This is a genomic window from Bradyrhizobium sp. WD16, from assembly GCF_024181725.1.
Lineage (GTDB): Bacteria > Pseudomonadota > Alphaproteobacteria > Rhizobiales > Xanthobacteraceae > Bradyrhizobium_A.
Genome location: NZ_CP028908.1, coordinates 776855 through 802360, shown reverse-complemented (window position 1 = coordinate 802360; position 25506 = coordinate 776855). Strand labels below are relative to the sequence as shown.

Below are 25506 nucleotides of genomic sequence, written 5' to 3'. Positions count from 1 at the left end.
TGCCCTGCGGCGACAGTTAAATGACGCATTGTTAAGCAAAGGTGCATGCATGTTGTTTGCGCGCCGATCGCCCCGCACGGCTTTGCCGTGTGAGGCGTGCTCGCCGCTCGCGTTGCGCGCATCCGAATTGATCCGGATCAAGCTTTGCGGTGTCGGACAGGGCGATTTCGCAGCTTTTGATTCTGTCGCTCGAGCGTCCGCAACTCATGATTGTAATTTTTCGGGCGAATTTTTTTTGCCTCGACACCCCGGCAAGTCGATCGGGAGGAGGCAAAGTGTGCCGTTGCCGGGCGGCCGCGCCCGCGCCTTCGCCGAACTGTCGGTACCATGGTGGCGGGCTCAAAATGGAACCGAATAGTCAAATAATATGACTAGTCGCCTCGCCGATCCCGTGAAATAGTAGGTCGCTGCCCCAACGAGGGCGGCGGAGCGGTGCTTTAGTACCGAATGGATCGGTCGCAGGCGCCGTCTCGAAAACGATCAACGTATCGGGAGAACGCGCCTCATGAATCTCAAAGCCCTTTTCCTGGCCACGGCAATGGCCGGTTCGGCCCTCTCGCTTCCCGCCGCAGCAGCCCAGCTCACCATCGGTTTCTCCCAGATCGGATCGGAATCCGGCTGGCGGGCGGCCGAGACCTCGGTGTCGAAGTCCGAAGCGGCCAAGCGCAAGGTCAATCTCAAGATCGCCGACGCCCAGCAGAAGCAGGAGAACCAGATCAAGGCGATCCGCTCCTTCATCGCCCAGGGCGTCGATGCCATCTTCCTCGCACCGGTGGTCGCGACCGGGTGGGACTCCGTGCTCAAGGAGGCCAAGGAAGCCAAGATACCGGTGGTGCTGCTCGACCGCGACATCGACCCCTCGGGCAAGGACCTCTATCTGACCGCGGTGACCTCCGACAGCGTCCATGAGGGTGCCGTCGCCGGCGAATGGCTGGCCAAGCAGCTCGGCGACAAGTCGTGCAACGTCGTCGAACTGCAGGGCACCGTCGGCGCCAGCGTCGCCACCAACCGCAAGAAGGGCTTCGATTCGGTCGTCGCCAAGCGCCCGAACATCAAGGTGGTGCGCAGCCAGACCGGCGACTTCACCCGTGCCAAGGGCAAGGAGGTGATGGAGAGCTTCATCAAGGCGGAGGGCGGCGGCAAGTCGATCTGCGCCGTCTACGCTCACAACGACGACATGATGGTCGGCGCCATCCAGGCGATGAAGGAAGCCGGACTGAAGCCCGGCAAGGACATCCTCACGGTCTCGATCGATGCGGTGCCGGACATCTTCAAGGCCATGGCGGCCGGCGAGGCCAATGCCACCGTCGAGCTGACGCCGAACATGGCCGGCCCGGCGCTCGACGCCATCATCGCCTACAAGGACAAGGGCACCGTGCCGCCGAAGTGGATCCAGACGGAATCGAAGCTCTACACCGCCGCCGACGATCCGAAGAAGGTCTACGACAGCAAGAAGGGGCTCGGCTACTGAGCCGTATGCCGCGCATGCGGGACCGCTGGAACGCGTTCCGCCGGTCCCGCCCGTGACACCTTATCCCACGTTCCTGAAGGTGAATGCGGACGCGCCCCGGGAAGCGCCGGCCGCCGAGGTAAGCTGTCGAATGGATCGCGGTGTTGATCTTCCGCTGCCGCAGCACGGTGATGCGTTGCTCGAAGTGCGCGGGCTGACCAGGAGCTTTGCCAGCCTGCGGGCCCTCGATGGCGTCGACTTCACCCTGCGCGCCGGCGAGATCCACGCCCTGCTCGGCGAGAACGGCGCCGGCAAGTCGACGCTCATCAAGCTGGTCACGGGCGTGGTGCCGCGCGATGCCGGTACCGTGCGCCTCGGCGGCATCGAAGTGGCGCCGCGTTCCGCCAAGGCGGCGGTCGAAGCCGGCATCGCCACGGTCTACCAGGAGGTCAATCTGCTGCCCAATCTGTCGGTGGCGCAGAACCTCTTTCTCGGACGCGAGCCGACAAGGTTCGGCTTCGTGCGAGAAGGCGAGATGCGCCGCCGTGCGGCGGCCCTGCTGTCGGGCTTCGGCCTGCACATCGACGTCGCCGCGCCGCTCGGCAGCTATTCGGTCGCGGTCCAGCACATCGCCGCCATCGCCCGGGCCGTCGATCTGTCCGCACGCGTCCTGATCCTCGACGAGCCCACCGCCAGCCTCGATCGCCATGAGGTCGAGGTCCTGTTCGGGGTGATGCGCGAGCTTGCCCGCCGCGGCATCGGCATCGTCTTCGTCAGCCACTTCCTCGATCAGGTCTACGAGATCTGCGACCGCGTCACGGTGCTGCGCAACGGCCGCCTGATCGGCGAGCGGGCGACCGCGTCGCTGCCGCGGCTCGAGCTGATCCGGATGATGCTCGGCCGCGAGCTCGCCGAGACCACAAGTCGGCGCGCCGCCGTGGGCGAGCGTGAAAAAGGGCCGTCCCGCGCCACCTTCACCCGCTTCGGCAAGGCCGGCTATGTCGCGCCGTTCGATCTCGAGCTGCGCCAGGGCGAGGTCGTCGGCCTCGCCGGCTTGCTCGGCTCGGGCCGGACCGAAACCGCCCGCCTGGTGTTCGGCGCCGAGCGCGCCGACAGTGGCGGCGTCGCGGTGGAGGGCCGGCCGATCCGGCTGCATTCACCGCGCGACGCGGTGCGGGCCGGCTTCGGCTATTGTCCCGAGGAGCGCAAGACCGAAGGCATCATCGCCGATCTCTCGGTGCGCGAGAATATCGTTCTGGCGTTGCAGGCGAAGCGCGGTCTGGCGCGGCCGCTGTCGCGCCGCGAGCAGGATGACATCGCCAGGCGATTCATCACCATGCTCGACATCCGGCCGCCGGATCCGGAACGCGCGATCGGCCTTCTGTCCGGCGGCAATCAGCAGAAGGTGCTGCTGGCGCGCTGGCTCGCCACCGCGCCGCGGCTGCTGGTGCTCGACGAGCCGACCCGCGGCATCGACGTCGGCGCCCATGCCGAGATCATCCGGCTGATCCGCGAGCTTTGCGACGGCGGTCTCGCCCTTTTGGTGATCTCGTCGGAACTCGACGAGATCGTCACCTATGCCGACCGCGTCATCGTGCTGCGCGACCGTGCCCATGTCGGCAGCCTCGAGGCTGCCGCGGTCGAAATCCACGCCATCCTCGACGCCATCGCCGCCGACGGCGCGGCGGAGCCGGTCGCCGCCGAAGCCGGGGAGCTCTGATCATGGTGCTTCGCCTGCTGCGCCGCGGCCTTCCCCAGTTCCTCGCCTTCGTCGTCATCCTGCTGATCGACCGCGCCGTCTCGCCGCAATTCTTCGACCTGCGGCTGCAGGATGGCCGGCTGTTCGGCAGTCTGGTCGATGTCTTCAACCGCGGGGCGCCGGTGGCGCTGCTGGCGCTCGGCATGGTGCTGGTGATCGCCACCCGCGGCATCGACCTGTCGGTCGGCGCGGTCATGGCGATCGCCGGGGCCATCGCGGCGAGCCTCGCCGACGCTCATGGCCTGCCGGTGGTGCTGGCCGCGGCGCTGGGCGCCGGCCTTGTCTGCGGCCTGTGGAACGGCTTCCTGGTCGCGGTGCTCGGCATCCAGCCGATCGTCGCCACCCTGATCCTGATGGTCGCCGGCCGCGGCATCGCCCAGCTCATCACCGAAGGTCGGATCGTCACCTTCAGCGCGCCGGATGTCACCTGGCTCGGCAATGGCGCGCTCGCCGGCGTGCCGGCGCCGGTGGCGATCGCGCTCGGCATGCTGCTGGTCACCGCCCTGGTGGTGCGCGGCTCGGCGCTCGGTCTCCTGATCGAGGCGACCGGCGGCAACGAGAGGGCGAGCAAACTCGCCGGCGTCGGCACCCGGGCGATGATCATGGCGGTCTATGTCTGGTGCAGCCTGTGCGCCGCGCTCGCCGGGGTCATCGCCGCGGCGGACATCATGGGCGCCGACGCCAACAACGCCGGGCTCTGGCTCGAACTCGACGCCATCCTGGCGGTGGTGATCGGCGGCACCTCGCTGTTCGGCGGCCGCTTCAGCCTGGCGCTGGCGATGCTCGGCGCGCTGATCATCCAGGCGATGAACACCGGCATCCTGCTGTCCGGCTATCCGCCGGAATTCAATCTCGTGGTCAAGGCCGTCGTCGTGATGATCGTTCTGCTGCTGCAATCGCCGCGTTTCGCCGATGTCGCCGGATTCTGGCGGAGGGCCCGGGCATGATGCGCCTGCAAGGGGTCGTCGTCACCGCCGTCGTCTTCGTCGTCGGCTTCGCGATCTGCACGCTGCAGTTTCCCAATTTCGCCTCGACCCGCGTCGTCGCCAATCTGCTCACCGACAATGCCTTTCTCGGCATCGTCGCCACCGGCATGACCTTCGTGATCATTTCCGGCGGCATCGACCTGTCGGTCGGCTCGGTGATCGGCTTCACCACGGTGTTCGTCGCGCTGGCGATCGAGCGGGCGGGCATGCCGCCGTGGCTCGCCTTCGCCGCGGTGCTGGTGCTGTGCGCCGCCTTCGGCGCGACCATGGGCGCGGTGATCCAGGCTTTCGACATGCCGCCCTTCATCGTCACCCTGGCGGGCATGTTCCTCGCCCGCGGCGCCAGCTTCCTGATGTCGACGGAATCGACCGCGATCAACGCCCCGCTCTATGCCGCGGTGTCCGATTTCGCCGTGCGCCTGCCCGGCGGCGGCCGTCTGACGGCGATCGCGCTGATCATGCTGGCGGTGGTCGGCGCCGGCGCGGTGCTGCTGCACTTCACCCGGTTCGGCGCCAGCGTCTATGCGCTGGGCGGCAACCGCGCCAGCGCCGCGCTGATGGGCCTGCCGGTGGCGTCGACCACCATCCGCATCTACATGCTGTCGAGCCTGCTGGCGGGTCTCTCCGGCATCGTCTTCTCGTTCTATACCGGCGCCGGCTACTCGCTGTCGGCGGTCGGAGTGGAGCTCGATACCATCGCCGCGGTGGTCATCGGCGGCACGCTCCTGACCGGCGGCCACGGCACGGTCATCGGTACCTTTCTCGGCGTGTTGATCCAGGGCCTGATTCAGACCTACATCAATTTCGACGGCACGCTGTCGAGCTGGTGGGCCAAGATCGCCACGGGCGTCTTGCTGTTCGTCTTCATCGCCCTTCAGCAGGCGCTGACCGGCATTGCCCGCCGTTCGGTTCGCGGCAGAGCAGGAGCCTCGCCATGAAACCCCGTCTCGTGGTCATTCCGACCGGCCGCGCTCATTCCAACCACGCCGAGGTCGCCCGCAGTATCGGCATCGACATCATCGCGAGGCGCTTTGCCGAGGGCGCCAAGCTGCCGGGCGACGCCGAACTCACCGCGCGCTTCGGCGTGTCGCGGCCGGTGCTGCGGGAAGCCGTCAAGACCCTGGTCGCCAAGGGGCTGCTGTCGACCAAGGCGCGGGTCGGCACGGTCGTGCGCGAACGCGGCGCCTGGAACATGTTCGATGCCGACGTCCTCGCCTGGCATCTCGATGCCGGAATCGACAAGCGCTTCCTCGGCGATCTCGCCGAAATCCGTCTCGCCGTCGAGCCGCGTGCCGCGGCGCTGGCGGCAGCAAGGCGCTCGGAGGCCGACATCGCCGAACTGCAGCGCAGTATGGACGGCATGCGCCGCGAGGCCTCCGACTCGGTCGGCTTCGCCGATGCCGACCTCGCTTTGCATGTCGCGGTGGCCAATGCCTCGGGCAACCTCTTCATGCGCTCGATCGGCAGCGTCATCGAGGCGGCGCTGCGCGCATCGTTCCTGCTCAGCGCGCCGGTCGAGCCGCAGGACCGCGACACCGTGCTGCTGTGGCACCAGCGCATCGTCGATGCCATCGCCGACGGCAATGCGCAGGCCGCGGCGGCGGCCATGACCGAGGTGATCTACAACGGCATGCGGCGGCACGAAGCGCCGGAGCCTGTGGCGGCGGGCCGTCGTCCTGACGACGCGGCGCCGGCCGCGCCTGTGATTTGATCGGGAAAGGAACCCATGTCTGTTCTGCGCATCGCCATCGTCGGTTTCGGCAAGATCGCCCGGGACCAGCATGTGCCGGCCATCGCGGCGACGCCCGGCGTCGAGCTCGCCGCCGTCGCCAGCCGCAACGCCTCGCTGCCGGGCGTGCCGCATTTCACGACGCTCGACGAACTGCTCCGGCATGGCACCGCGATCGACGCCGTGGCGCTGTGCACGCCGCCGCAGGTCCGCCGCGGCCAGGCGGCGCTGGCGCTGGCCGCCGGCAAGCATGTGCTGCTGGAGAAGCCGCCCGGCGCCACGGTGGCCGAAATCGCACCGTTGCTCGCGGCCGCGCACGGCGCGCGGCGGACCCTGTTCGCGACCTGGCATTCGCGCTTCGCCCCGGCGGTGGAGCCGGCGCGGAACCTGCTGTCCGGGCGTCGCATCGGCGCGGTGACGGTCGCCTGGACGGAAGACGTGCGGGTCTGGCATCCGGGGCAGGGCTGGATCTGGGAGCCCGGCGGCCTCGGCGTGTTCGATCCCGGCATCAACGCGCTGTCGATCCTCACCCGTATCCTGCCGCGACCGCTGTTCGTCACGGCCGCGGCGCTGTCGTTTCCGGCCAATCGGCAGGCGCCGATTGCGGCGAGCCTCGCGCTCGCGGACACCGAGGGGCTGCCGGTCCGGGCCGAATTCGATTTCCGCCAGACCGGCGTGCAGACCTGGGACATCGATGTCGAGACCGACGGCGGCAGGCTCACCCTGTCGTCGGGCGGCGCCCGCCTGACGGAGAACGGCGAGGTGCTGGTCGATGCGCCGGAGGCCGAATATCGCGGCCTCTATGGCCGGTTCGTCGAACTCGCCGGGCGCGGCGCCAGCGATGTCGATCTCGCGCCGCTGACGCTCGTCGCCGATGCCTTCCTGCTCGGCCATCGCAGCACCGTCGAAGCCTTCGAGGACGAGCGATGAGCGCCGCAAGCCCGGCAATCCGCCGCGAGGTCTTCGGCACCCTGGCCGACGGCACCACGGTGGAGCGCATTGCCCTGCGCACTGCGCCCGGCTTCGAAGCGCGCGTCATCACCTTCGGGGCGCGGCTCCAGGCTCTTCTGGTGCCCGACGGCGAGGGCCGCTGCGACGATGTCGTGCTCGGCTTCGACGATCTCGACGGCTATCTGACGCCGCGGCAGTTCTATGGCGCGACCGTCGGCCGCTATGCCAACCGTATCGCCGGCGCCAGCTTCGCCCTGGACGGCGAGGTGGTGCGCCTCGCCGCCAATGACGGCCCGAATGCGCTGCATGGCGGCATCGCGGGCTTCGACCGCAAGCCGTGGCGCGTCGTCGATGTCGACGAGGGGTCGGAGCCGGCGGTGTCGCTGGCCTATGTCAGCGCCGACGGCGAAGAAGGCTATCCCGGCACGCTCGACGTCCGGCTGACCTATCGCCTGAGCGGTCCGGCCGAACTGTCGCTCGCCTTCGAGGCGAGCTGTGACCGGCCGACCGTGGTCAATCTGACCAATCACAGTTTCTTCAACCTCGACGGGGCGGTGACGAGCGGCGACGTTCTCGATCATCGGCTCACCGTCGCCGCCGACTCGTTTCTCGCCATCGGTCCCGGCTCCATTCCGCTGCCGGGCGCTCCGGACGGCGTCGCCGGCACGCCGTTCGATTTTCGAAGTCCCGTCGCGGTCGGCGCCCGCATCCGCCAAGGCGATGCGCAACTGCGGCAGGGGCGCGGCTACGACCACAATTTCTGTCTGCGCCCCGGCGCGGGGCTGCGCCTCGGCGCCCGGCTGGAATCGCCGACGTCGCGGCGCGTGCTGGAACTTCTGACCGACCAGCCGGGCCTTCAGGTCTATTCGGGGAACTTTCTCGACGGGATGACAGCGGGCAAGTCGGGCCGGCTCTATCGGCAGTCGGATGCGATCTGTCTCGAGCCGCAGGTCTGGCCGGATGCGCCCAATCGCCCGGATTTCCCGTCGGCGCTGCTCGCGCCCGGCGACGTCTATCGTCACCACACCGTCTACCGTTTCTCCCTGGCATGAGTGCGGCGATGGCAGGGGCGCAAGGGGCGAGCCGTCGCGACGCTCCGCAGTTGACAGGTGAGGGTGTGATCGGTTCACAATTAGGAGGTGAGTTGGACTGCGAGGCGTCGATGACCGGCGGCGGCGAGGTAATGAACGAGATGCCGGAACAGATGCCGGTCTCGCTCCTTTCTGCCGAACGCTGCCATCTCGGCGAGGGGCCGACTTATGATCCGGCGACCGACACCGCATGGTGGTTCGACATCCTCGAGCGTCGGCTGTTCGAGGTGACGTTGTCGAGCGGTCGGGCGATCATCCATCACCTGCCGGTGATGGCGAGCGCGCTGGCGCGGATCGACGCCGGACGCCAGCTTTTGGTTGCCGACGACGGTCTCTATGTCCGTAGCGTCGCCTATGGCGGCGTGGAACTCCTTTGCGCGCTCGAGGCCGACAATCCGTTGACCCGCTCGAACGACGCGCGGGTGCATCCGTCGGGCACGTTCTGGATCGGCACCATGGGCCGCAACGCCGAACGCGGCCTTGGCGCGATCTACGCGCTGTATCGCGGGCGGCTGTCGCGGCTCTACGTCAATATCACCATTCCGAACGCGATCTGCTTCTCGCCCGACGGCGGCACCGGCTATTTCGCCGATACCGCCACCAACGTGCTCTACCGCGTCGCTGTGGATCCGGCGACGGGGCTGCCGGCCGGACCGCCGGCGGCGCTGCACCGGCGTCGCGGCGGCGGCAGCATCGACGGCGCCGTCGTCGATGCGTCGGGCCTGATCTGGAACGCCCGGTGGGGCGGCGGCTGTGTCGACGTCTACACGCCGGAGGGCGAGCATCTGCGCTCGGTCCGCGTGCCGGCACGCCAGGCGAGCTGCCCGGCCTTCGTCGGTCGCGCTCTCGACCGCCTGCTGGTGACCTCGGCCTGGCAGGGCATGGACGAGGCGGAGCGGGCGGCCGATCCCGATCATGGCCGCACCTTCGTGATCGAGGCCGCGGTGCGCGGCCGGCCCGCGGCCGACGTCAAGCTCGCAGACCCCTGAACGAGGAGATCCCGCAAACCGAACACTGCGCGCTGCGCGTCCGCGATCTATCGCACAACAAACAGCAGAAAACGGTCGACGAGTTCAACGCTCGATTCGATGCTCAAGGGAGAGAACCATGACGATCTTCAGAACCACATTGGCGGCCCTGGCCGCGGCGGCGCTGGCGGCCGCGGTCACCGCTGGCGGTGCGGCGGCCCAGACCAAGCCGACGGTCGGCATCGCGATGCCGACCAAATCCTCCGCGCGCTGGATCGACGACGGCAACAACATCGTCAAGGTGCTCAAGGATCGCGGCTACGGCACCGATCTGCAATACGCCGAGGACGACATTCCCAACCAGCTGTCCCAGATCGAGAACATGGTGACCAAGGGCGCCAAGGTGCTGGTGATCGCGGCGATCGACGGCACCACGCTGTCCGACGTGCTCAAGCAGGCGAGGGCCAAGGGCATCACCGTCATCGCCTATGACCGCCTGATCCGCGACACGCCCAACGTCGACTATTATGCAACCTTCGACAATTTCCAGGTCGGGGTGCTGCAGGCGCAATCGATCGAGAATGCGCTCGGGCTCAAGGACGGCAAGGGTCCCTTCAACATCGAACTGTTCGGCGGCTCGCCGGACGATAACAACGCCTATTTCTTCTACAACGGCGCCATGTCGGTGCTGAAGCCCTATATCGACGGCGGCAAGCTGGTGGTCGGCAGCGGCCAGATGGGCATGGACAAGGTCTCGACCCTGCGCTGGGACGGCGCCACGGCCCAGGCACGCATGGACAACCTCCTGAGCGCCTATTACGGCAAGAAGCGTCTTCACGCGGTGCTGTCGCCCTATGACGGGCTGTCGATCGGCATCCTGTCCTCGCTCAAGGGTGTCGGCTATGGCAGCGGCGACATGCCGATGCCGATCGTCACCGGGCAGGATGCGGAGGTGCCGTCGATCAAGTCGATGCTGCGCGGCGAGCAGTATTCGACCATCTTCAAGGACACCCGCGATCTCGCCCGTGTCACCGCCGACATGGTCGATGCCGCGCTGAGCAGCAAGGAGGTCAAGGTCAACGACACCAAGACCTACAACAACGGCGTCAAGGTGGTGCCGTCCTATCTGCTCAAGCCGGTGGTGGTCGACAAGACCAACTGGGAAAAGCTCCTGATCGACAGCGGCTACTACAAACGCTCGCAGATCGATTGATCATCGATGGCGGATCGCGCGCCGGCGAGCGGATGCCGGCGCGCGCCGCCAGGCGCCCCATTCCCGGTTGCGAAGGAGATGCCCCGATGACGGAGATTCTCGAGATGCGCGGCGTCAGCAAGAGCTTTGCCGGCGTGCAGGCCCTGCGCGACGTCTGTTTCACCGTCGCGCCGGGCGAAATCCACGCGCTGGTCGGCGAGAACGGCGCCGGCAAGTCCACGCTGATGAAGGTGCTGAGCGGCGTCTATCCCTACGGCAGCTACGAGGGCACCATCGTCTTCGACGGCGAGGAGCGGCGCTTTCGCGATATCAACGATTGCGAGGCGCTCGGCATCATCATTATTCATCAGGAACTCGCCCTGATCCCGCTGATGTCGATCGCCGAGAATATCTTCCTGTCGCATCCGCCCTCCCGCTTCGGCGTGATCGACCGCGATGAAGTCTATCGGCGCACCAGGGAACTGCTCGCCCAGGTCGGCCTAGCCGAGGGGCCCGATACGCTGGTCACCGATCTCGGCGTCGGCAAGCAGCAGCTGGTCGAGATCGCCAAGGCGCTGTCCAAGAAGGTACGGCTTTTGATCCTCGACGAGCCGACCGCCAGCTTGAACGAAAAGGACAGCGCCGCGCTGCTCGATCGTCTGGTCGCGTTTCGCGACCAGGGCATCGCCTCGATCCTGATCTCGCACAAGCTCGGCGAGGTGGCGCGGGTCGCCGATCGCATCACGGTGCTGCGTGACGGTCGTACCGTCGACGGCATCGACTGCCGGGCCGAGGCGGTGGAGGAAGACCGCATCATCCGCAGCATGGTCGATCGCGATCTGGCCCATCGTTTTCCGGAGCGCGAGTCGCGGATCGGCGAACCGGTGTTCGCCGTCGAAAACTGGTCGGTCTATCACCCGCTGCATCCCGACCGCCAGGTCGTCAAGAATGTCGGACTCGAAGTCCGCCGCGGCGAGGTCGTCGGCATCGCCGGACTGATGGGCGCCGGCCGCACCGAATTCGCCATGAGCCTGTTCGGCCGGTCCTGGGGCCACCGGATCAGCGGCCGCGCCCGCCTCGACGGCGAGGACGTCGATCTCTCCACGGTGCCGCGCGCCATCGCCGCGGGGCTCGCCTATGTCACGGAAGACCGCAAGCAGCTCGGCCTGCTCCTCGGCGACGATGTCCGCAAGAACATCACGCTGGCGAGTCTCGAGAAGGTGGCGCCGCGGCGGGTGATCGACGAGGTGCGGGAGCTCAGGCTCGCCAGCGACTATCGCAATCGCATGCGCATCCGCTGCCGCGACGTCTATCAGGAGACCGGGACCCTGTCGGGCGGCAACCAGCAGAAGGTGGTGCTGTCGAAATGGCTGTTGACCGATCCCAGGGTGCTGATCCTGGATGAGCCGACCCGCGGCATCGACGTCGGCGCCAAGTACGAGATCTACTGCATCATCAACGAGCTGGCGGAGGCCGGCAGGGGCGTGATCGTGATCTCGTCGGAATTGCCCGAATTGCTCGGCATCTGCGACCGCATCTGCGTCATGGATGACGGCGCCTTCGTCGGAGAATTCACGGCCGGCGAGGCAACCCAGGAAAAGATCATGCGCGCGATCATGCGCAAGGGAGAGAAACGGCCATGAGCGACAAGACGGTGACGCTCCCCGAGCGGCGGTCCCATACCGGCTTCATCAAGAACAACCTGCGCGAATACGGCATGCTGCTGTCGCTGTTCGCGATCATGCTGTTTTTCCAGGTGATGACCGAGGGGACGCTGCTGCAGCCGCTCAACCTCACCAATCTGGTCCTGCAGAACAGCTACATCGTGATCATGGCGCTCGGCATGCTGCTGGTGATCGTCACCGGTCACATCGACCTGTCGGTCGGCTCGGTGGCCGGCTTCGTCGGCGCCGTCGCCGCCGTGCTGATGGTGCGCCTGCATGTCAATTACGGGCTCGCCTTCGTGGCGTGCCTGCTGGTTGGTGCTGCCATCGGCGCCGCCCAGGGCTACTGGGTGGCCTATTTCAAGATCCCGTCCTTCATCGTCACCCTCGCCGGCATGCTGGTGTTCAAGGGGCTGGCGCTGGCGCTGCTGGAGGGCCAGTCGGTCGGGCCGTTCCCGGCAACGTTCCAGAAACTGTCGTCCGGCTTCATCCCCGAGCTGTTTCCCGCCGCCGGATCGCTGTATCCGACCTCCATGCTGATCGGCGGGGTGCTGACCTTGGCCCTGGTCTACGCCAGCATCAAGCTGCGCGCGCGCCAGCAATCCCACGGCATCGAGGTCGAGCCGACCGGCGTCTTCGTTTTCAAAAGCACGGCGCTCGTCGTCGTCATCGCCTATTTCACCTACCTGATCGCCTCGCACCGCGGCCTGCCCAATGTGCTGGTGATCATGACGGTGCTGATCGCGCTCTATGCCTTCGTCACCTCGCGGACGGTGATCGGCCGGCAGATCTATGCGGTCGGGGGCAATGCCAAGGCGGCCAAGCTGTCGGGCATTCACACCGAGCGGCTGACCTTCCTGACCTTCGTCAATATGGGGGTGCTGGCGGCGCTGGCCGGACTTGTGTTCGCGGCGCGGCTCAACACGGCGACGCCCAAGGCTGGCCTCGGCTTCGAGCTCGACGTCATCGCGGCCTGCTTCATCGGCGGGGCGTCGGCCTATGGCGGGGTCGGCCGGGTCGGCGGTGCGGTGATCGGCGCCATGATCATGGGGGTGATGAACAACGGCATGTCGATCCTCGGCATCGGCATCGATTACCAGCAGGTCATCAAGGGCCTGGTGCTGCTCGGGGCGGTGTGCCTCGACGTCTATAACCAGCGACGTTGAGCGCGGCCGGCCGTTGCGGGCGCGCGCACCCATCAGCGGAGGGGGCACCAATCGCCAAGATGTGAGCGCATGGCTGCCCGTCGCCGCCGATCCGCCGGGTTCCCTTGCGGATCATCGGCGTGTCATCGTTCCCTGCGCAACGTGAGTCTGCCGCGGTCTCGCAACCGAGTTGCCGCCGTTGGCAGGCGTGGCGGCGCCGCAGCGATTGCTGCGCAGGTTCGAAAGCCTGCGGTCGTCGGCAAGCCCGAGGCCGCGAGTGGGGATGATCGATGTTGGGACGACACAAACGCTGTTTGATGCCAGTGCTGCTGGGAACCGCGGCGGCCTGCGCCACGCTCGGCAGCGCCGTGGCCGCCGACCTGCCGGTCAAGGCGAAGCCGGTCGAATATGTCAGGATCTGCACGGCCTATGGCGCCGGATTCTACTTTATTCCCGGAACGGATACCTGTCTTCGCATCGGCGGCGCGATCCGCATCGGCGCCACCTTCAACGGCAATCCCTGGGGCGTGCCGTACTTCCAGGGCGGCACCGGCGGCGCCAATGCCTACAATCGCAGCTACTACACGACGCGCGAGCGGGCCTATCTCTTCCTCGATACCAGGACGCAAACCGACTACGGCGTGCTGCGCACCTATGCGAGCGTGCTGTTCGACTTTTCGCAGGGACGCGAGAACATCTCGGGCGGCTACACCGAGAATGATTTCCTGTTCATCCAGTTCGCCGGCTTCACCTTCGGCAAGGCCGTCTCTGAATTCGATCCGCAATGGGCGCTGACCAAGCCCATCATCGGCACGTCGACGGGCGCGTTGTCGGGCTCGCACAACGACACCGGCCTGCCGCAGCTCGCCTATACGGCCGAATTCGGCAACGGCGTATCCGGCACGATCTCGCTCGAAGACGCCCAGCCCTATCGCTCCGCCGGCACCGTCAATACCTCACTCGGCGGTTCGAGCGCATTGCTCGGTCCGTTCGGCGGCGCGACCATCGGCTACGGCACCACGGCGAACACGTTCCAGGGCAATGCCCAGGGCGGCGATCATGTGCCCGATATCGTCGGCAATCTGCGGCTCGACCAGGGTTGGGGAACGCTGCATGTCGGCGCTGCGGCGCACGAGGTCCATGGCACCTATTACACGCCGACGGACAGCGACAGCAGTCATCCGTCGTCGACTTGGGGCTATGCGGTGATCGGCGCCTTTGAACTCAAGCAGCTGCCGACCGGGAGCGGCGACAGCCTGAAAGTCCAGGCGTCGTACGGCAACGGCGCCGCCAAGTATGTTTTCGGCGGCACCTGGGACAGTGCCGGCGCCGGGCGTCTCGCCAAGCTCGGCAACGGCGGCATGGGCTTCGGCTACGTTCTCGACGGTGTCTATGGCACGGGCACCAGCATCGAGAAGAGCGACGCCTGGCAGGCCGCGGCCTTCTACGAGCACTATTGGACGCCGCAGTGGCGCACCTCGCTGTTCGCCTCCTACAGCAGGATCTCCTACGGCTCGACCGGCGACGCGCTGCTGCTCGCCGCCGCCAATGCCGGCCGTCTCAGCACCGGCTTCACGACGGCGAGTGGAAGCTTCGATCTCGCACTCGCCGAGATCGGCACCCGGACGGCGTGGACGCCGGTCAAGGATCTGACGCTCGCCGCCGAGTTCACCTATGTCAGGCTCAACCAGCACCTGACCGGCACCTTCACGACGACGGGCACTGCAATTCCCGGCTATCCGGCGGGCTCGACATTCCAGCTCAAGGACCAGGATCTCTATCAGGGCGCGGTCGAGATCAGGCGTAATTTCTGAGCGCGCATCGTGCTGTCGCCCCCCGGCTTGTCCGGGGGGGGGGGCGTTACTCCGTGTGAACGGAAATAGGCCCGGCGACTGACGCCTTCTCGCATCTCCGGCGTCCCGGCGTACGGGCTCGCCCGGTCGAGCCACGGGCGACGCCGTGTCTACTCCCGGCTCGTCTCCGGCCGCCAGGTCAGCAGCCGGTTCTCGATCATCGTCAGCAGCCATTCGGCGATCAGCGCCACCACGGCGATGACGATCATGGCGGCGAAGACGCCGTTGGAATCGAACGAGCCCTGGGCGGTTGCGATCAAGAGCCCCATGCCTTCGCGGGCGCCGAGGAATTCGCCGACGATGGCGCCGACCAGGGCGAAGCCGAAGCTGACATGCAGGCTCGCCAGGATCCAGGACAGCGCCGAAGGGATCACCACCGCGCGGGTCATCTGCCAGGGGCTGGCGCCGAGAATGCGGGCATTGGCGATCAGGTTCTTGTCCGCCTCGCGCACGCCCTGGAAGGCGTTGGCGAACACCACGAAGAACACCATGACGACCGCGAGGGCGATCTTGGAGGGGGCGCCGAGGCCGAGCGCGACGATGAAGATCGAGCCGAGCACGACGCGCGGAATCGAATTGGCGACCTTGATGTAGATCGAGAAGATGTCGGAGAGGAGCTGGTTGCGCCCTAGCGCGATGCCGCAAAAGATGCCGAGCACGGCGCCGATCAGGAAGCCGGCGCCGGCCTCGTAGATCGTCACCCAGATCTGCATCCACAACGGGCCGATCGAGGTGCCGTTCTGGAACCAGTCGACGAGCTTGACGACGATGGCGCTCGGCTGGCCGAAGAAGAACGGGTCGATCGCGCCGAGGCGGACGCCGCCTTCCCAGCCGGCGATCAGCGCGACCAGCACGGCGAGGCGGAGCGCCAGCACCGTGCGATTGTAGCGGCGGATGCGGTCGACCATCGGTTCGAGGCGGCCGTCGCGTGCGATGGGTTGGTCGGTGATGCTGGTCATGCGATACTGGTCATGTGTGGATCAGTGCGCCGGCGCGCGCCCGCAGCACTTCCTCTCTCAGATCGTCGGAAATCCGCCGCGCGATGGTGATGAACCGCTCGTCGTAGCGCAGCGTCGCGACATCGCGGGGGCGCGGCAGGTCGATGGTGTGCACCGACTTGACCCGCGCCGGCCGGGTGGTCAGCACCGCGACGCGGTCGGCGAGCAGGATCGCCTCGTCGAGATCGTGGGTGACGAACAGCACCGCCGACTGCTGCTGGGCCCACAACTGCAACAGCTCTTCCTGCATCAGTTCGCGGGTCTGGACGTCGAGCGCGGAGAACGGCTCGTCCATCAGCAGCACCTTCGGATGGTTGATGAAGGTCTGCGCCAGCGCCACGCGCTTGCGCATGCCGCCGGAGAGCTGATGGGGATGATGGTTCTCGAAACCCGTGAGACCGACCCTGGAAATCCAGTCCAGCGCCTCGGCCTTCGCTTTGGCGGCCTCGACGCCGCGAAACAGCGGTCCCGCCATGACATTGCCGAGCACATTGCGCCACGGGAACACCGCGTCCTGCTGGAAGACGAAGCCGACCCGGCGGTCGACGCCGCCCACCGGCGCGCCGAACAGGCTGACCTCGCCGGCCTGGGGCCGCGCCAGTCCGGCGATCAGCCCGAGCGTGGTGGACTTGCCGCAGCCGGTCGGGCCGACCACGGCGCAGAATTCGCCGGGCGCGATGCGCAGGTCGAAATCCTCGAGCGCGGAGAGCACGTCGCCGCTCGGCGTCACGAAGCGGCGGGCGACGTGCTTGAGTTCGACCGCGGCGGTGGCGGTGCCGGTCATGCTCGCATCAGGTCCGGTCATCAATGGGATGCATTCGCCTTGACGACGAACTCCCGCGTGAAGGTCTTCGACAGGTCGATGGTCTTGCCCTGCACATTCGGCGAGAAGCTGGACAGCACCTTCAGCACGGACTCCGGCGCGCCCTCCGGCATCATGCCGTCGGCCGAATACTGGGCCTTGCCTTCCTTGAGGCCCTGCACATACAGCGCAAGGTCGCCGGCGTAATAGTCCTTCGGCATCTGCGCCGCGATTTCCTCGGGCGAATGGGCGTTCATCCACTTCAGCGTCTTGACCAGCGCGTTGACGATCTTCTGCGCCGTCTCCTTGTTTGCTTCCATCCAGCCGCGGTCCATGTAGAGACAGGCCGCCGGATAATCGCCGCCGAGGGCGGCGCGGGTCGCTTCCGGCGTGCGCAGGTCGATGCCGACCTTGGCGGTGCCGGCCTTGAGCGCGCGCTGCACCGTCGGTTCGGTGGTCATGCCGGAGACGATCTTGCCCTGCTGCATCGCGGCAAGAAAGGTGTCGCCGGCGCCGACCGGGACCAGCGTATAATCCTGCACTTTCAGGCCGGCCTTGGCGGCGAGCGCCCGGGTGAGGAAGTCGGTGGCCGACCCCAGCCCCGTCACGCCGAGGGCCTGGCCCTTCCAGGTCGCCGGATCCTTCAGCTTGTCGGCATCGGCGGCCTTGACCAGCACGGTCTCGCCCGGCGCCACCGAGAATTGCACCACGTCGGTGATGAACTTGCCCTTCGACTGCAGGTCGATGGTGTGATCGTAGAACCCGACCACGCCCTGAACCTCGCGGGCGAGCAGGGCGGTGGCCGCCTGGGAGCCCGACGTCGAATTGAACAATTCGACCTCCAGGCCCTGTTCCTTGAAGAAGCCGAGCTGGGCGGCCAGTTTCGCCGGCAGATAGATCTGCTTGTCGATGCCGCCGACCATGATCTTGACCGCCGTCTGGGCATCCGCAGGGCGTGGCAGCAGGGTGATGGTGGCGGCCGCAGCGATCAGGAGGGCGCCCGCCCAACGAGCGAGCATCGGACGGCGGACAGGTATCTTGCGCATGGGCGTTGGTCCCTGATGGATCTCGTGTCCCCGGTCGCGACGCCAGGACGGATTGGGCTGATCGGGCAGGCATGTAGCCCACCGCCGGTGAGCTCTGTCAATCGCCAAAATACCGTTGCCCGGAGCACCGTTGGCGGTTGCATCTTGCGAAAGTCCGGCCCTCGCGAGCCGCGCCTCGCGGTCGACGGATTCCCCGGGACGTGCCATTGTGGCCGGGTGCCGGCACATTTGACTTGGCTCAAGTCACGATCGGGCCAGCCGCGGAAGATGGCTTCGGGTCAGCCCGCGAATGTCCGGCCGCATCAGGCGTGACGAATTCAACGGCAAAGAGCGAGATTGACGATGCCTCTTCGTTCCCGTTCCAACCGTTTCGCCCATGTTCTCGAGCGCGTCGGCCTCGCCACTGCGGGTGCATCCTGCGGATTGTTCGTCGCGGCCTATGTCGCCAAGTCCGGGATCCAGGGGATGATGACGGTCGGCTTCGTCCTCGCCATGATGATCTGTGGCGCGGTCGGCTTCTATCTCGGCATCGACATGTCGGGACGCCGCGACGATGCTTCCGAGCCGCTTCCGGAAAAGGTCCAGATCGCCAGTTCGTTCGGGACCTTCCTCGCCCCGGTCGCCGCGCTGATCAGCGTCGTTGCCATCGTGCTCGATCTCGAACCGCCGAACTGGGTCGCGATCTTGATCGGGCTGGGCTGGCTGCTCGGCGTGGTGTTGCAGCTCGTCGCCGGCGTCACCGCCCGCATCATCCGCTGACGGTCCGGGCATCGTCATCAAATCCCGCTTGCGCGTCTGCCACGTTTGAAGAATCCTCTCCCCAACGAACTATAAATCACGGGGAAGACCATGGCAGGGACCACGATCGAGACCTCGGGTCCGCGCGATCCGGTTGTCCGCAGCATTACAGCGTCCGACATCGCCGAGGCGCTGGCGCAGGGGCTGCGCGATTTTCGCGCCGCGCCGCTTTATGGCCTCGCCTTCGGCGCCTTCTACGCCCTCGGCGGGCTTCTCATCGTGCTCTGCGTCACGGCCTTCGGCGCGGTCTATCTCGCCTATCCGCTGGCCGCGGGCTTCGCCCTGGTCGGCCCCTTCGTCGCCGTCGGGCTCTATGAGGTCAGCCGCCGGCTGGAAAACGGCCGACCCGTCACCGTCGTTGCAGTGTGGCGCTGCATGACCGGCCGCCCCGAGATCGGCTGGATGGCCTTCGTCACGCTCTTCGTCTTCATCATCTGGATGTACCAGGTGCGGCTTCTGATCGCGCTGCTGCTCGGCCTCAATGCGTCCTTCTCGAGCCTCAGGGAGTTCCTTCAGGTGCTGCTGACCACCAGCGACGGCCTGCTGTTTCTGGCGATCGGCAATCTGGTTGGCGCGATCCTGTCGCTGGTGCTGTTTTCGCTCACCGTGGTGTCGTTTCCGCTGCTGCTCGATCGCGATGTCGATTTCGTCACCGCGATGATCACCAGTGTCCGCGCCGTGGTGGCGAGCCCGCTGCCGATGATCGGCTGGGCCGCGATCATCGTCGTGGTGCTCATCGTCTCCGTGCTGCCGAGCTTTCTTGGCCTCCTGGTGACGCTGCCGATCCTCGGCCACGCCACCTGGCATCTCTACCGCCGCATCGTCGCGCCGGTGGCGACTGTGGGGTAGGGGCCGCTCCTTGCCCGCGGCACGCGACCAATCCGCTACGCCGCGACGTTGGGCGATGGGCTGGCGCAGCCCCGTGCGCCATGGCGCACGCGCGGGATATGCACGATCCGCCGCTCTGCGTTCGGAGTCTCGTTTCTCAAAACGGTTGTTATGATTCAATTATTTCGCGCAGAACGATAGTTGATGCGCTTGAGCGCGGACTCGATTAGTGTGGCGTCTCGCAATTGCCTATGTCCTTTGCGGCAAGCCCCTGTAGGCAATTGCGAGACATAAGCCACACTAGCTTTTTGATTTTGCTAGTGTCCTTATGTCTCCGAATTGCCGTGCGAGGGTGAGGCAAACGAAGCGGTAATTCGGAGACAGGACACTAGCTTGGCTGGGAGAATCGGCCATCCTTGAATCATGTTTTGCGAGGATACTTAATGGATGTCGCAGCTCGCGTGGGCGTCAAAGCGCGCATGGCCGTCGTCAAGAACCTGTTGCTTTGCACCGTTGCCTTGCTGTCGGCCGGGACAGCCGCAAGTGCGGCCGATCCTTCCGTGAAGGCGCCGGCACCCGCTCGGTGGAGCTGGTCCGGCTTCTACCTTGGCGCGCATACGGGTGGCGCCCTGGACCTGAGCCACGTCGACGATCCCTATGGTCAGACGCTGTTCGGTGACCACATCCGCTCTCCGGGTCCGCTGCTCGGTGGCCAGGTCGGCTATGACTGGCAGACCGGGCCGTGGGTGTTCGGCGCTCAGGCCGACGTGACGTGGGCTAACCTGAACGGCACCTTCACCTGCCTGCAGCCGGCCCGCAGCCTTGGGCCGCTGCCGCCGGAGAACTTGCCGGGCTTCCTCGGCGGAGCCTATGGCGCGACCTGTCAGGTGCAGCCGCGCTGGCTCGGCACCGTTACCGGCCGCGTCGGGCTCGCGACCGGACTGCGCGGGGAGATGCTGCTCTATGCCAAGGGCGGGCTGGCCTGGATGCAGGGCAGCGTCGATATCGCCACCAACAATATTCGGGAAGGAACGGATGGCCCGCCGAACGCCGTGACCAGCTCCAGCTTCAGCCAGCTCGGCTGGACTGCGGGCGTCGGCCTCGAATACGCCCTGAGCGGCAACTGGTCGGTGATGGCCGAATACGACTATCTCGGCTTCGGCCGGCATGGTCTTGCAACGCCTGATGCCCCCATCACCATCGGCGTGCTGCCCGGCGTTGCCGGTTCGTCGGCCCCCGATGGCAGGGCGACCGGGATCGGCCAGGCGATCCACGCGATGAAGCTCGGGGTGAACTACCGCTTCGGCGACCGGGCGGCGCCCACGACGGCAGCTCCAGCGCTGCCGGCCGCCGGCGCCGTCGAGGTCGAACTGGGCGCGCGCTACGTGCACGGCTGGGGGCGGTTCAAGCAGGATCTCGGTGGAGCCTCGCCCCCGCCGGTGAACAACTCGCGGCTGACGTGGACCGATCTGCAGACGGATTCTGGCGAACTCTTTGCGCGGATCGACACCCCGCAGAACTTCGTCCTGAAAGGTTTCGTCGGCGCCGGGAGCGGCAAACACGGTCACATGAATGACGAGGACTGGGGCCTCGCGCAGCCGCTCGACGGCACCGCCGAAAGCGTCTTCCCGTATCAGAACTCGCTTTCCGAGGCCTCGAGCAAGATCAAATATTTCACGGTGGATGCCGGTTACGACTGGTTCCGGCAGCCGGCGGCGAGGCTCACGGTGTTCACCGGCTACAGCTATTTCGAGCAGCCGATGCTGACCAACAAGCTCATGACCTATGTCATGTACGCGCCGGCGCAGACCGTCGACGCCGTGGGCCTTGGACAGGACACGATCTGGCGCGCCCTGCGTGTCGGCGCCGCCGCGGACGTCCTCCTCGCGCCCCGTGTGCATCTCAACGCCGAGGCCGCCTATCTGCCCTATGTTCGCTTTCACGGCGAGGACGATCACGGCCCGAACGCGGTGTCTCCGCAGTGGGGCACCGGCAACGGCGTTCAGCTCGAGGCGATCCTGTCCTACGACGTCACCGAGAGGGTCAGCGTCGGCGTGGGCGGCCGCTACTGGGCCTATTGGGTCGCGCAGGGCAAGACTGCTAACTTCTCGAACGGCGGCAAAGGCGAAATTGAACAGCAGACCTTTTCGGCCGAACAGGCGGCGATGTTCCTGCAGGCGTCCTATAAGTTCGGCTCCCGCTGAGTCCATCGGCACTCCCGCAGCGGAGTCGCCGATCGCGCCGGGCAAGCTGCTCATGCCTTGCCGAAAGAGGCGGCGCGCCAGCCGTTGACGTCGCCGACGGTCAGTCCTCCGTGGGGCCGGCCGGATTCTTGCGTCGCCCCCCGTTGATATGGGACAAACGCGGGCAAACGGGGAGCGCCATGGCGTCGGACAGCAGCAGCATCGCGGCGAGGACAAGCAGGATGGCGGCGGACGATGCCAGGCCGCCGGAACTCGACGACGTCCTGCTGCGCAACGACATCCGGCAGCTCGGGCGCATTCTCGGCGACACCGTGCGCGACCAGGAGGGCGAGGCGGTGTTCGACCTCGTCGAGCGCATCCGCCAGACCTCGGTCAGGTTCCACCGCGACGAGGATCAGGCCGCCCGCGACGAACTCGATGCGATCTTCGGCGGCATGTCGGTGGCCGAAACCGTGCGCATCGTCCGCGCCTTCAGCTATTTCTCGCATCTCGCCAACATCGCCGAGGACCAGGATCACATCCGCCGCAACCGTGCCCGCGCCGGCGCCGACGAGCGCGGCACGCTGGCCGATGTGCTGAGCCGCAGCCGGCAAGCGGCCGTCGACGCGCCGGCGCTGCGGCGCTTCTTCGCCGGCGCCCTGATCAGCCCGGTGCTCACCGCCCATCCGACCGAAGTCCGGCGCAAGAGCACCATCGACCGCGAGATGGAGATCGCCGCGCTGCTCGACCTGCGTGGGCGCACCCGCCTCACCGCCGACGAGCTCGCCGACATCGACGAGCAACTGGGCCGCGCCGTCCTCACCTTGTGGCAGACCAACCTGTTGCGGCGGACCAAGTTGACGGTGCTCGACGAAGTCGCCAACGGCCTGTCGTTCTACGACTATACCTTCCTGCGCGAACTGCCGCGGCTGTATGGCGCGCTGGAGGATCAGCTCGCTGCCGAGGACGCCTGCGCCGACGACGAACTCGCCTCCTTCCTGCGCATCGGCAGCTGGATCGGCGGCGACCGCGACGGCAATCCCTTCGTCACCGCGACGGTGTTTCGCGATACGCTGCGGCTGCAGAGCATCCGGATCCTGCGCTTCTATCTGTCCGAGCTGCATCAGCTCGGCGGCGAACTGTCCCTGGCCGGCCAGTTCATCACCCTGTCCGATCCGATGCGGGCGCTGGTGGAGCAATCGCCCGACACCTCGCCACACCGCAAGCGCGAGCCCTATCGGCTGGCGATCTCCGGCCTTTATGCCCGCCTCGCCGCCACCGCGGCCGTTCTCGACGGCGTCGCCGCGGACCGGCGGCCGGTCGGCGAGGCCGCGCCCTATGCCGACGCCGCGGCCTTCCGCGCCGACCTCGAAACCATCCACCGCTCGCTCTGCGACAACCACGTCGCGGTGATCGCCCGCGGCCGCCTGCGGCGGCTGCGCCGGGCGGTGGACTGCTTCGGCTTCCACCTCGCCAGCCTCGATATCCGGCAGAACTCGGCGGTGCACGAGCGCAGCATCGCCGAGCTATTTGCCGCCGCCGGCGTCGAGGGGGGCTATGGCGACCTCGACGAGGAGGCGCGTCTCGCGCTGCTCGCCCGCGAGCTCACTTCGCCGCGGCCGCTGCTTTCGCCGTTCCGCGACTACAGCGAGGAGACCCGCAGCGAACTCGAGGTGCTCCGCGCGGTCGCCGAGGGCAAGCGCCGGTTCGGCGAAGCCGCCGTCAATCAGTGCATCGTCTCGATGACCAAGGGGGCCTCGGACCTGCTGGAAATCGCGGTGCTGCTCAAGGAAGCCGGCCTCGTCGATCCGGACGGGACGAGCCGCGTCAACATCGTGCCGCTGTTCGAGACCATCGACGACCTGCGCCACTGCGCCGCGATCATGGATCGCCTGCTGTCGCTGCCGGCCTATCGCCGCCTCGTCGACAGCCGCGGCTCGGTGCAGGAGGTGATGCTCGGCTATTCCGACAGCAACAAGGACGGCGGCTTCATCACCTCGGGCTGGGAGCTCTACAAGGCCGAGATCGGCCTGCTCGACGTGTTCGCGCGCCAGGGCGTGCGCCTGCGCCTGTTCCACGGCCGCGGCGGCTCGGTCGGCCGCGGCGGCGGGCCGAGCTTCGACGCCATCCTCGCCCAGCCCGGCGGCGCCGTGAACGGCCAGATCCGGATTACCGAGCAGGGCGAGATCATCTTCAGCAAATATTCCAATCCGGAGGTCGGCCGGCGCAACCTCGAGGTCATGGTGGCGGCGACGCTGGAGGCGAGCCTGCTGCAGCCGCAGCATGCGGCGCCGCGCGAGGCCTATCTCGAGGCCATGGAGGAGCTGTCGGCGCTGGCGTTCGCCGCCTATCGCGACCTCGTCTACGAGACCGACGGCTTCGAGGAATATTTCTGGCAGTCGACGGTGATCTCGGAGATCGCCACCCTCAACATCGGCAGCCGGCCGGCGTCGCGCAAGAAGACGCGCCGCATCGAGGATCTGCGCGCCATCCCCTGGGTGTTCAGCTGGGCGCAGTGCCGGCTGATGCTGCCGGGCTGGTACGGCTTCGCCAGCGCGGTGGACGGCTGGGTCAAGCGCCACCCCGACCAGGGCATCGCCTTCCTGCGCGAGCTCTATCGCGAATGGCCGTTCTTCCGCACCCTGCTGTCGAACATGGACATGGTGCTGTCCAAGAGCAGCATCGCCGTCGCCTCGCGCTATGCCGAGCTCGTCAACGACGTCGAGCTGCGCGAACGCGTGTTCCAGCGGATTCGCGCCGAATGGCAGGGCGCGACCGGCGCGCTGCTCGAGATCACCGGCCAGGAGCGGCTGTTGCAGTCCAACCCGGTGCTGGAGCGCTCGATCCGCAACCGCTTCCCCTATCTCGATCCGCTCAACCACATGCAGGTCGAGCTGCTCAGGGCTCATCGCGCCCATTCCACCGACGAACAGGTGCTGCGCGGCATCCAGCTCACCATCAACGGCGTCTCGGCCGGCCTGCGCAACAGCGGCTGAAATCTAGTGTGGCTTATGTCTCGCAATTGCCTACGAGAGGCTTGCCGCAAAGGCGGTAGGCAATTGCGAGACGCCACACTATAGCGCACCGCCGCCGGTGCGCTATAGAAGCGGCAGGTCGTTGTCTTCCGGTGCGAGCGGTCATGGCTTCGAATTTCCACGGCGTTTTTCCCTATCTGCCGTCGCCGATCAACGCCGAGGGCGTGATCCGCACCGAGGTGCTGGGCCGGCTGTGCGACGACCTGATCAGGGCCGGCGTCCATGGTTTGACCCCGCTCGGCTCGACCGGCGAATTCGCCTATCTCGATTTCGCCCAGCGCAGCGCCGTGGTGCGGGCGACCATCGAGGCCGCGGCCGGCCGCGTGCCGGTGGTGGCGGGCGTCGCCGCCACCACCATCGCCGGTGCGCTCGCCCAGGCGAAGGCCTGGCAGGCCCATGGCGCCGACGGCATCCTCGCGGTGCTCGAGGCCTATTTCCCGCTCGGCGACGCCCAGATCGAAGCCTATTTCCGGGCGATCGCCGACGCGGTCGACGTTCCGGTGGTGATCTACACCAATCCGCAGTTCCAGCGCGCCGATCTCACCCTCGACGTCATCAGCCGCCTCGCCACGCACCCGCGCATCCGCTACATCAAGGATGCCTCCACCAATACCGGCCGGCTGCTCTCGATCATCAACCGCTGCGGCGACGAGCTGCAGGTGTTCGCGGCCTCGGCCCACATCCCCGCCGCGGTGATGCTGATCGGCGGCGTCGGCTGGATGGCGGGGCCGGCCTGCATCATCCCGCGCCAGAGCGTGAAGCTCTATCGGCTGTGCCGCGCCGGCGACTGGAACGAGGCGCTCGCCCTGCAGCGCCGGCTGTGGCGGGTCAACGAGGCCTTCGCCAGGTACAACCTCGCCGCCTGCATCAAGGCCGGCCTGTCGCTCCAGGGCCATGACGTCGGCGATCCGCTGCCGCCCCAGGCGCCGCTCGGAGCCGCCGAGCGCGCGGTGATTGCGGCCCTGCTGGACGAGCTCAAGGACGCGTGAGGCGCCGGGGCGCGCCTGCGTCTGGTGGTCGCGGGCGCT

20 protein-coding genes are annotated in these 25506 nt (G+C 67.1%); 17 read left to right on the top strand and 3 right to left on the bottom strand.

Annotated features, from left to right (window positions below; genetic code table 11):
- Window positions 1-505: 505 nt before the first annotated feature.
- From ytfQ to DB459_RS03600, 12 genes are all read left to right on the top strand, one after another.
- Window positions 506-1471, top strand: a complete 966-nt coding sequence (gene ytfQ / locus DB459_RS03655; RefSeq protein WP_253711586.1) for a galactofuranose ABC transporter, galactofuranose-binding protein YtfQ — start codon at window positions 506-508, stop codon at window positions 1469-1471.
- A gap of 130 nt (window positions 1472-1601) precedes the next feature.
- On the top strand, window positions 1602-3170 hold the full coding sequence (locus DB459_RS03650) for a sugar ABC transporter ATP-binding protein (protein ID WP_253711585.1): 1569 nt from the start codon (window positions 1602-1604) through the stop codon (window positions 3168-3170).
- 2 nt (window positions 3171-3172) lie between these two features.
- The gene (locus DB459_RS03645; protein WP_253711584.1) at window positions 3173-4156 is read left to right on the top strand and encodes an ABC transporter permease; all 984 of its coding nucleotides are present in this window, start codon (window positions 3173-3175) and stop codon (window positions 4154-4156) included.
- Window positions 4153-5133 (top strand): galactofuranose ABC transporter, permease protein YjfF, encoded by a 981-nt coding sequence (gene yjfF, locus DB459_RS03640; protein WP_253711583.1) that lies wholly within the window; start codon window positions 4153-4155, stop codon window positions 5131-5133. The genes DB459_RS03645 and yjfF overlap by 4 nt, the downstream gene beginning before the upstream one ends.
- The gene (locus tag DB459_RS03635; RefSeq protein ID WP_253711582.1) at window positions 5130-5906 is read left to right on the top strand and encodes a FadR/GntR family transcriptional regulator; all 777 of its coding nucleotides are present in this window, start codon (window positions 5130-5132) and stop codon (window positions 5904-5906) included. Before yjfF ends, DB459_RS03635 begins: the two co-directional genes overlap by 4 nt.
- A 15-nt stretch (window positions 5907-5921) precedes the next feature.
- Window positions 5922-6854: a Gfo/Idh/MocA family protein gene (locus DB459_RS03630; protein WP_253711581.1), complete on the top strand. Its 933-nt coding sequence runs from the start codon at window positions 5922-5924 to the stop codon at window positions 6852-6854.
- Window positions 6851-7927, top strand: a complete 1077-nt coding sequence (locus DB459_RS03625; RefSeq protein WP_253711580.1) for an aldose epimerase family protein — start codon at window positions 6851-6853, stop codon at window positions 7925-7927. The genes DB459_RS03630 and DB459_RS03625 overlap by 4 nt, the downstream gene beginning before the upstream one ends.
- 110 nt (window positions 7928-8037) lie before the next feature.
- Complete coding sequence (locus tag DB459_RS03620; protein WP_253711579.1) at window positions 8038-8955, top strand: SMP-30/gluconolactonase/LRE family protein; 918 nt, start codon at window positions 8038-8040, stop codon at window positions 8953-8955.
- Window positions 8956-9073: 118 nt separating this feature from the next.
- On the top strand, window positions 9074-10147 hold the full coding sequence (gene chvE / locus DB459_RS03615; protein WP_253711578.1) for a multiple monosaccharide ABC transporter substrate-binding protein: 1074 nt from the start codon (window positions 9074-9076) through the stop codon (window positions 10145-10147).
- 86 nt (window positions 10148-10233) lie between these two features.
- Window positions 10234-11769, top strand: a complete 1536-nt coding sequence (gene mmsA, locus DB459_RS03610) for a multiple monosaccharide ABC transporter ATP-binding protein (RefSeq protein WP_253711577.1) — start codon at window positions 10234-10236, stop codon at window positions 11767-11769.
- Window positions 11766-12956: a multiple monosaccharide ABC transporter permease gene (gene mmsB, locus DB459_RS03605; RefSeq protein ID WP_253711576.1), complete on the top strand. Its 1191-nt coding sequence runs from the start codon at window positions 11766-11768 to the stop codon at window positions 12954-12956. The genes mmsA and mmsB overlap by 4 nt, the downstream gene beginning before the upstream one ends.
- A 296-nt stretch (window positions 12957-13252) precedes the next feature.
- Entirely contained in the window at window positions 13253-14749 is a 1497-nt protein-coding gene (locus DB459_RS03600; protein WP_253711575.1) for a porin, read from the top strand.
- Window positions 14750-14898: 149 nt separating this feature from the next.
- Here the strand turns inward: DB459_RS03600 and DB459_RS03595 are convergent, their stop codons facing one another.
- From DB459_RS03595 to DB459_RS03585, 3 genes are read right to left on the bottom strand one after another with little or no spacing between them, the layout of a single operon-like run.
- A complete protein-coding gene (locus DB459_RS03595; RefSeq protein ID WP_371926859.1) occupies window positions 14899-15747 on the bottom strand; it encodes an ABC transporter permease in 849 nt (282 codons plus the stop codon).
- A 10-nt stretch (window positions 15748-15757) separates the two neighbouring features.
- Window positions 15758-16591: an ABC transporter ATP-binding protein gene (locus tag DB459_RS03590; protein WP_253711574.1), complete on the bottom strand. Its 834-nt coding sequence runs from the start codon at window positions 16589-16591 to the stop codon at window positions 15758-15760.
- Window positions 16591-17607 carry an ABC transporter substrate-binding protein gene (locus DB459_RS03585; RefSeq protein ID WP_371926953.1) on the bottom strand — a complete coding sequence of 339 codons (1017 nt, stop codon included), beginning with the start codon at window positions 17605-17607 and terminating at the stop codon, window positions 16591-16593. Before DB459_RS03585 ends, DB459_RS03590 begins: the two co-directional genes overlap by 1 nt.
- 369 nt (window positions 17608-17976) lie before the next feature.
- Here DB459_RS03585 and DB459_RS03580 point away from each other — a divergent pair, with 369 nt between their 5' ends.
- The 5 genes from DB459_RS03580 to DB459_RS03560 all read left to right on the top strand — a co-directional run bounded on the left by DB459_RS03580 (window position 17977) and on the right by DB459_RS03560 (window position 25467).
- The gene (locus DB459_RS03580; RefSeq protein ID WP_253711572.1) at window positions 17977-18393 is read left to right on the top strand and encodes a hypothetical protein; all 417 of its coding nucleotides are present in this window, start codon (window positions 17977-17979) and stop codon (window positions 18391-18393) included.
- 90 nt (window positions 18394-18483) lie between these two features.
- Window positions 18484-19281, top strand: a complete 798-nt coding sequence (locus DB459_RS03575) for a DUF2189 domain-containing protein (RefSeq protein ID WP_253711571.1) — start codon at window positions 18484-18486, stop codon at window positions 19279-19281.
- 422 nt (window positions 19282-19703) lie between these two features.
- On the top strand, window positions 19704-21464 hold the full coding sequence (locus DB459_RS03570) for an outer membrane protein (RefSeq protein WP_253711570.1): 1761 nt from the start codon (window positions 19704-19706) through the stop codon (window positions 21462-21464).
- A 221-nt stretch (window positions 21465-21685) separates the two neighbouring features.
- Window positions 21686-24439, top strand: a complete 2754-nt coding sequence (ppc, locus tag DB459_RS03565; protein ID WP_253711569.1) for a phosphoenolpyruvate carboxylase — start codon at window positions 21686-21688, stop codon at window positions 24437-24439.
- Between the two features lie 143 nt (window positions 24440-24582).
- Complete coding sequence (locus DB459_RS03560) at window positions 24583-25467, top strand: dihydrodipicolinate synthase family protein (protein ID WP_253711568.1); 885 nt, start codon at window positions 24583-24585, stop codon at window positions 25465-25467.
- Window positions 25468-25506 lie beyond the last annotated feature (39 nt).

Coding starts and splice junctions, on each gene's coding strand:
- ytfQ (WP_253711586.1), top strand. CDS start 506: ATGAATCTCAAAGCCCTTTTCCTGGCCACGGCAATGGCCGGTTCGGCC.
- DB459_RS03650 (WP_253711585.1), top strand. CDS start 1,602: ATGGATCGCGGTGTTGATCTTCCGCTGCCGCAGCACGGTGATGCGTTG.
- DB459_RS03645 (WP_253711584.1), top strand. CDS start 3,173: ATGGTGCTTCGCCTGCTGCGCCGCGGCCTTCCCCAGTTCCTCGCCTTC.
- yjfF (WP_253711583.1), top strand. CDS start 4,153: ATGATGCGCCTGCAAGGGGTCGTCGTCACCGCCGTCGTCTTCGTCGTC.
- DB459_RS03635 (WP_253711582.1), top strand. CDS start 5,130: ATGAAACCCCGTCTCGTGGTCATTCCGACCGGCCGCGCTCATTCCAAC.
- DB459_RS03630 (WP_253711581.1), top strand. CDS start 5,922: ATGTCTGTTCTGCGCATCGCCATCGTCGGTTTCGGCAAGATCGCCCGG.
- DB459_RS03625 (WP_253711580.1), top strand. CDS start 6,851: ATGAGCGCCGCAAGCCCGGCAATCCGCCGCGAGGTCTTCGGCACCCTG.
- DB459_RS03620 (WP_253711579.1), top strand. CDS start 8,038: ATGACCGGCGGCGGCGAGGTAATGAACGAGATGCCGGAACAGATGCCG.
- chvE (WP_253711578.1), top strand. CDS start 9,074: ATGACGATCTTCAGAACCACATTGGCGGCCCTGGCCGCGGCGGCGCTG.
- mmsA (WP_253711577.1), top strand. CDS start 10,234: ATGACGGAGATTCTCGAGATGCGCGGCGTCAGCAAGAGCTTTGCCGGC.
- mmsB (WP_253711576.1), top strand. CDS start 11,766: ATGAGCGACAAGACGGTGACGCTCCCCGAGCGGCGGTCCCATACCGGC.
- DB459_RS03600 (WP_253711575.1), top strand. CDS start 13,253: ATGCCAGTGCTGCTGGGAACCGCGGCGGCCTGCGCCACGCTCGGCAGC.
- DB459_RS03595 (WP_371926859.1), bottom strand. CDS start 15,747: ATGACCAGCATCACCGACCAACCCATCGCACGCGACGGCCGCCTCGAA.
- DB459_RS03590 (WP_253711574.1), bottom strand. CDS start 16,591: ATGACCGGACCTGATGCGAGCATGACCGGCACCGCCACCGCCGCGGTC.
- DB459_RS03585 (WP_371926953.1), bottom strand. CDS start 17,607: ATGCTCGCTCGTTGGGCGGGCGCCCTCCTGATCGCTGCGGCCGCCACC.
- DB459_RS03580 (WP_253711572.1), top strand. CDS start 17,977: ATGCCTCTTCGTTCCCGTTCCAACCGTTTCGCCCATGTTCTCGAGCGC.
- DB459_RS03575 (WP_253711571.1), top strand. CDS start 18,484: ATGGCAGGGACCACGATCGAGACCTCGGGTCCGCGCGATCCGGTTGTC.
- DB459_RS03570 (WP_253711570.1), top strand. CDS start 19,704: ATGGATGTCGCAGCTCGCGTGGGCGTCAAAGCGCGCATGGCCGTCGTC.
- ppc (WP_253711569.1), top strand. CDS start 21,686: ATGGCGGCGGACGATGCCAGGCCGCCGGAACTCGACGACGTCCTGCTG.
- DB459_RS03560 (WP_253711568.1), top strand. CDS start 24,583: ATGGCTTCGAATTTCCACGGCGTTTTTCCCTATCTGCCGTCGCCGATC.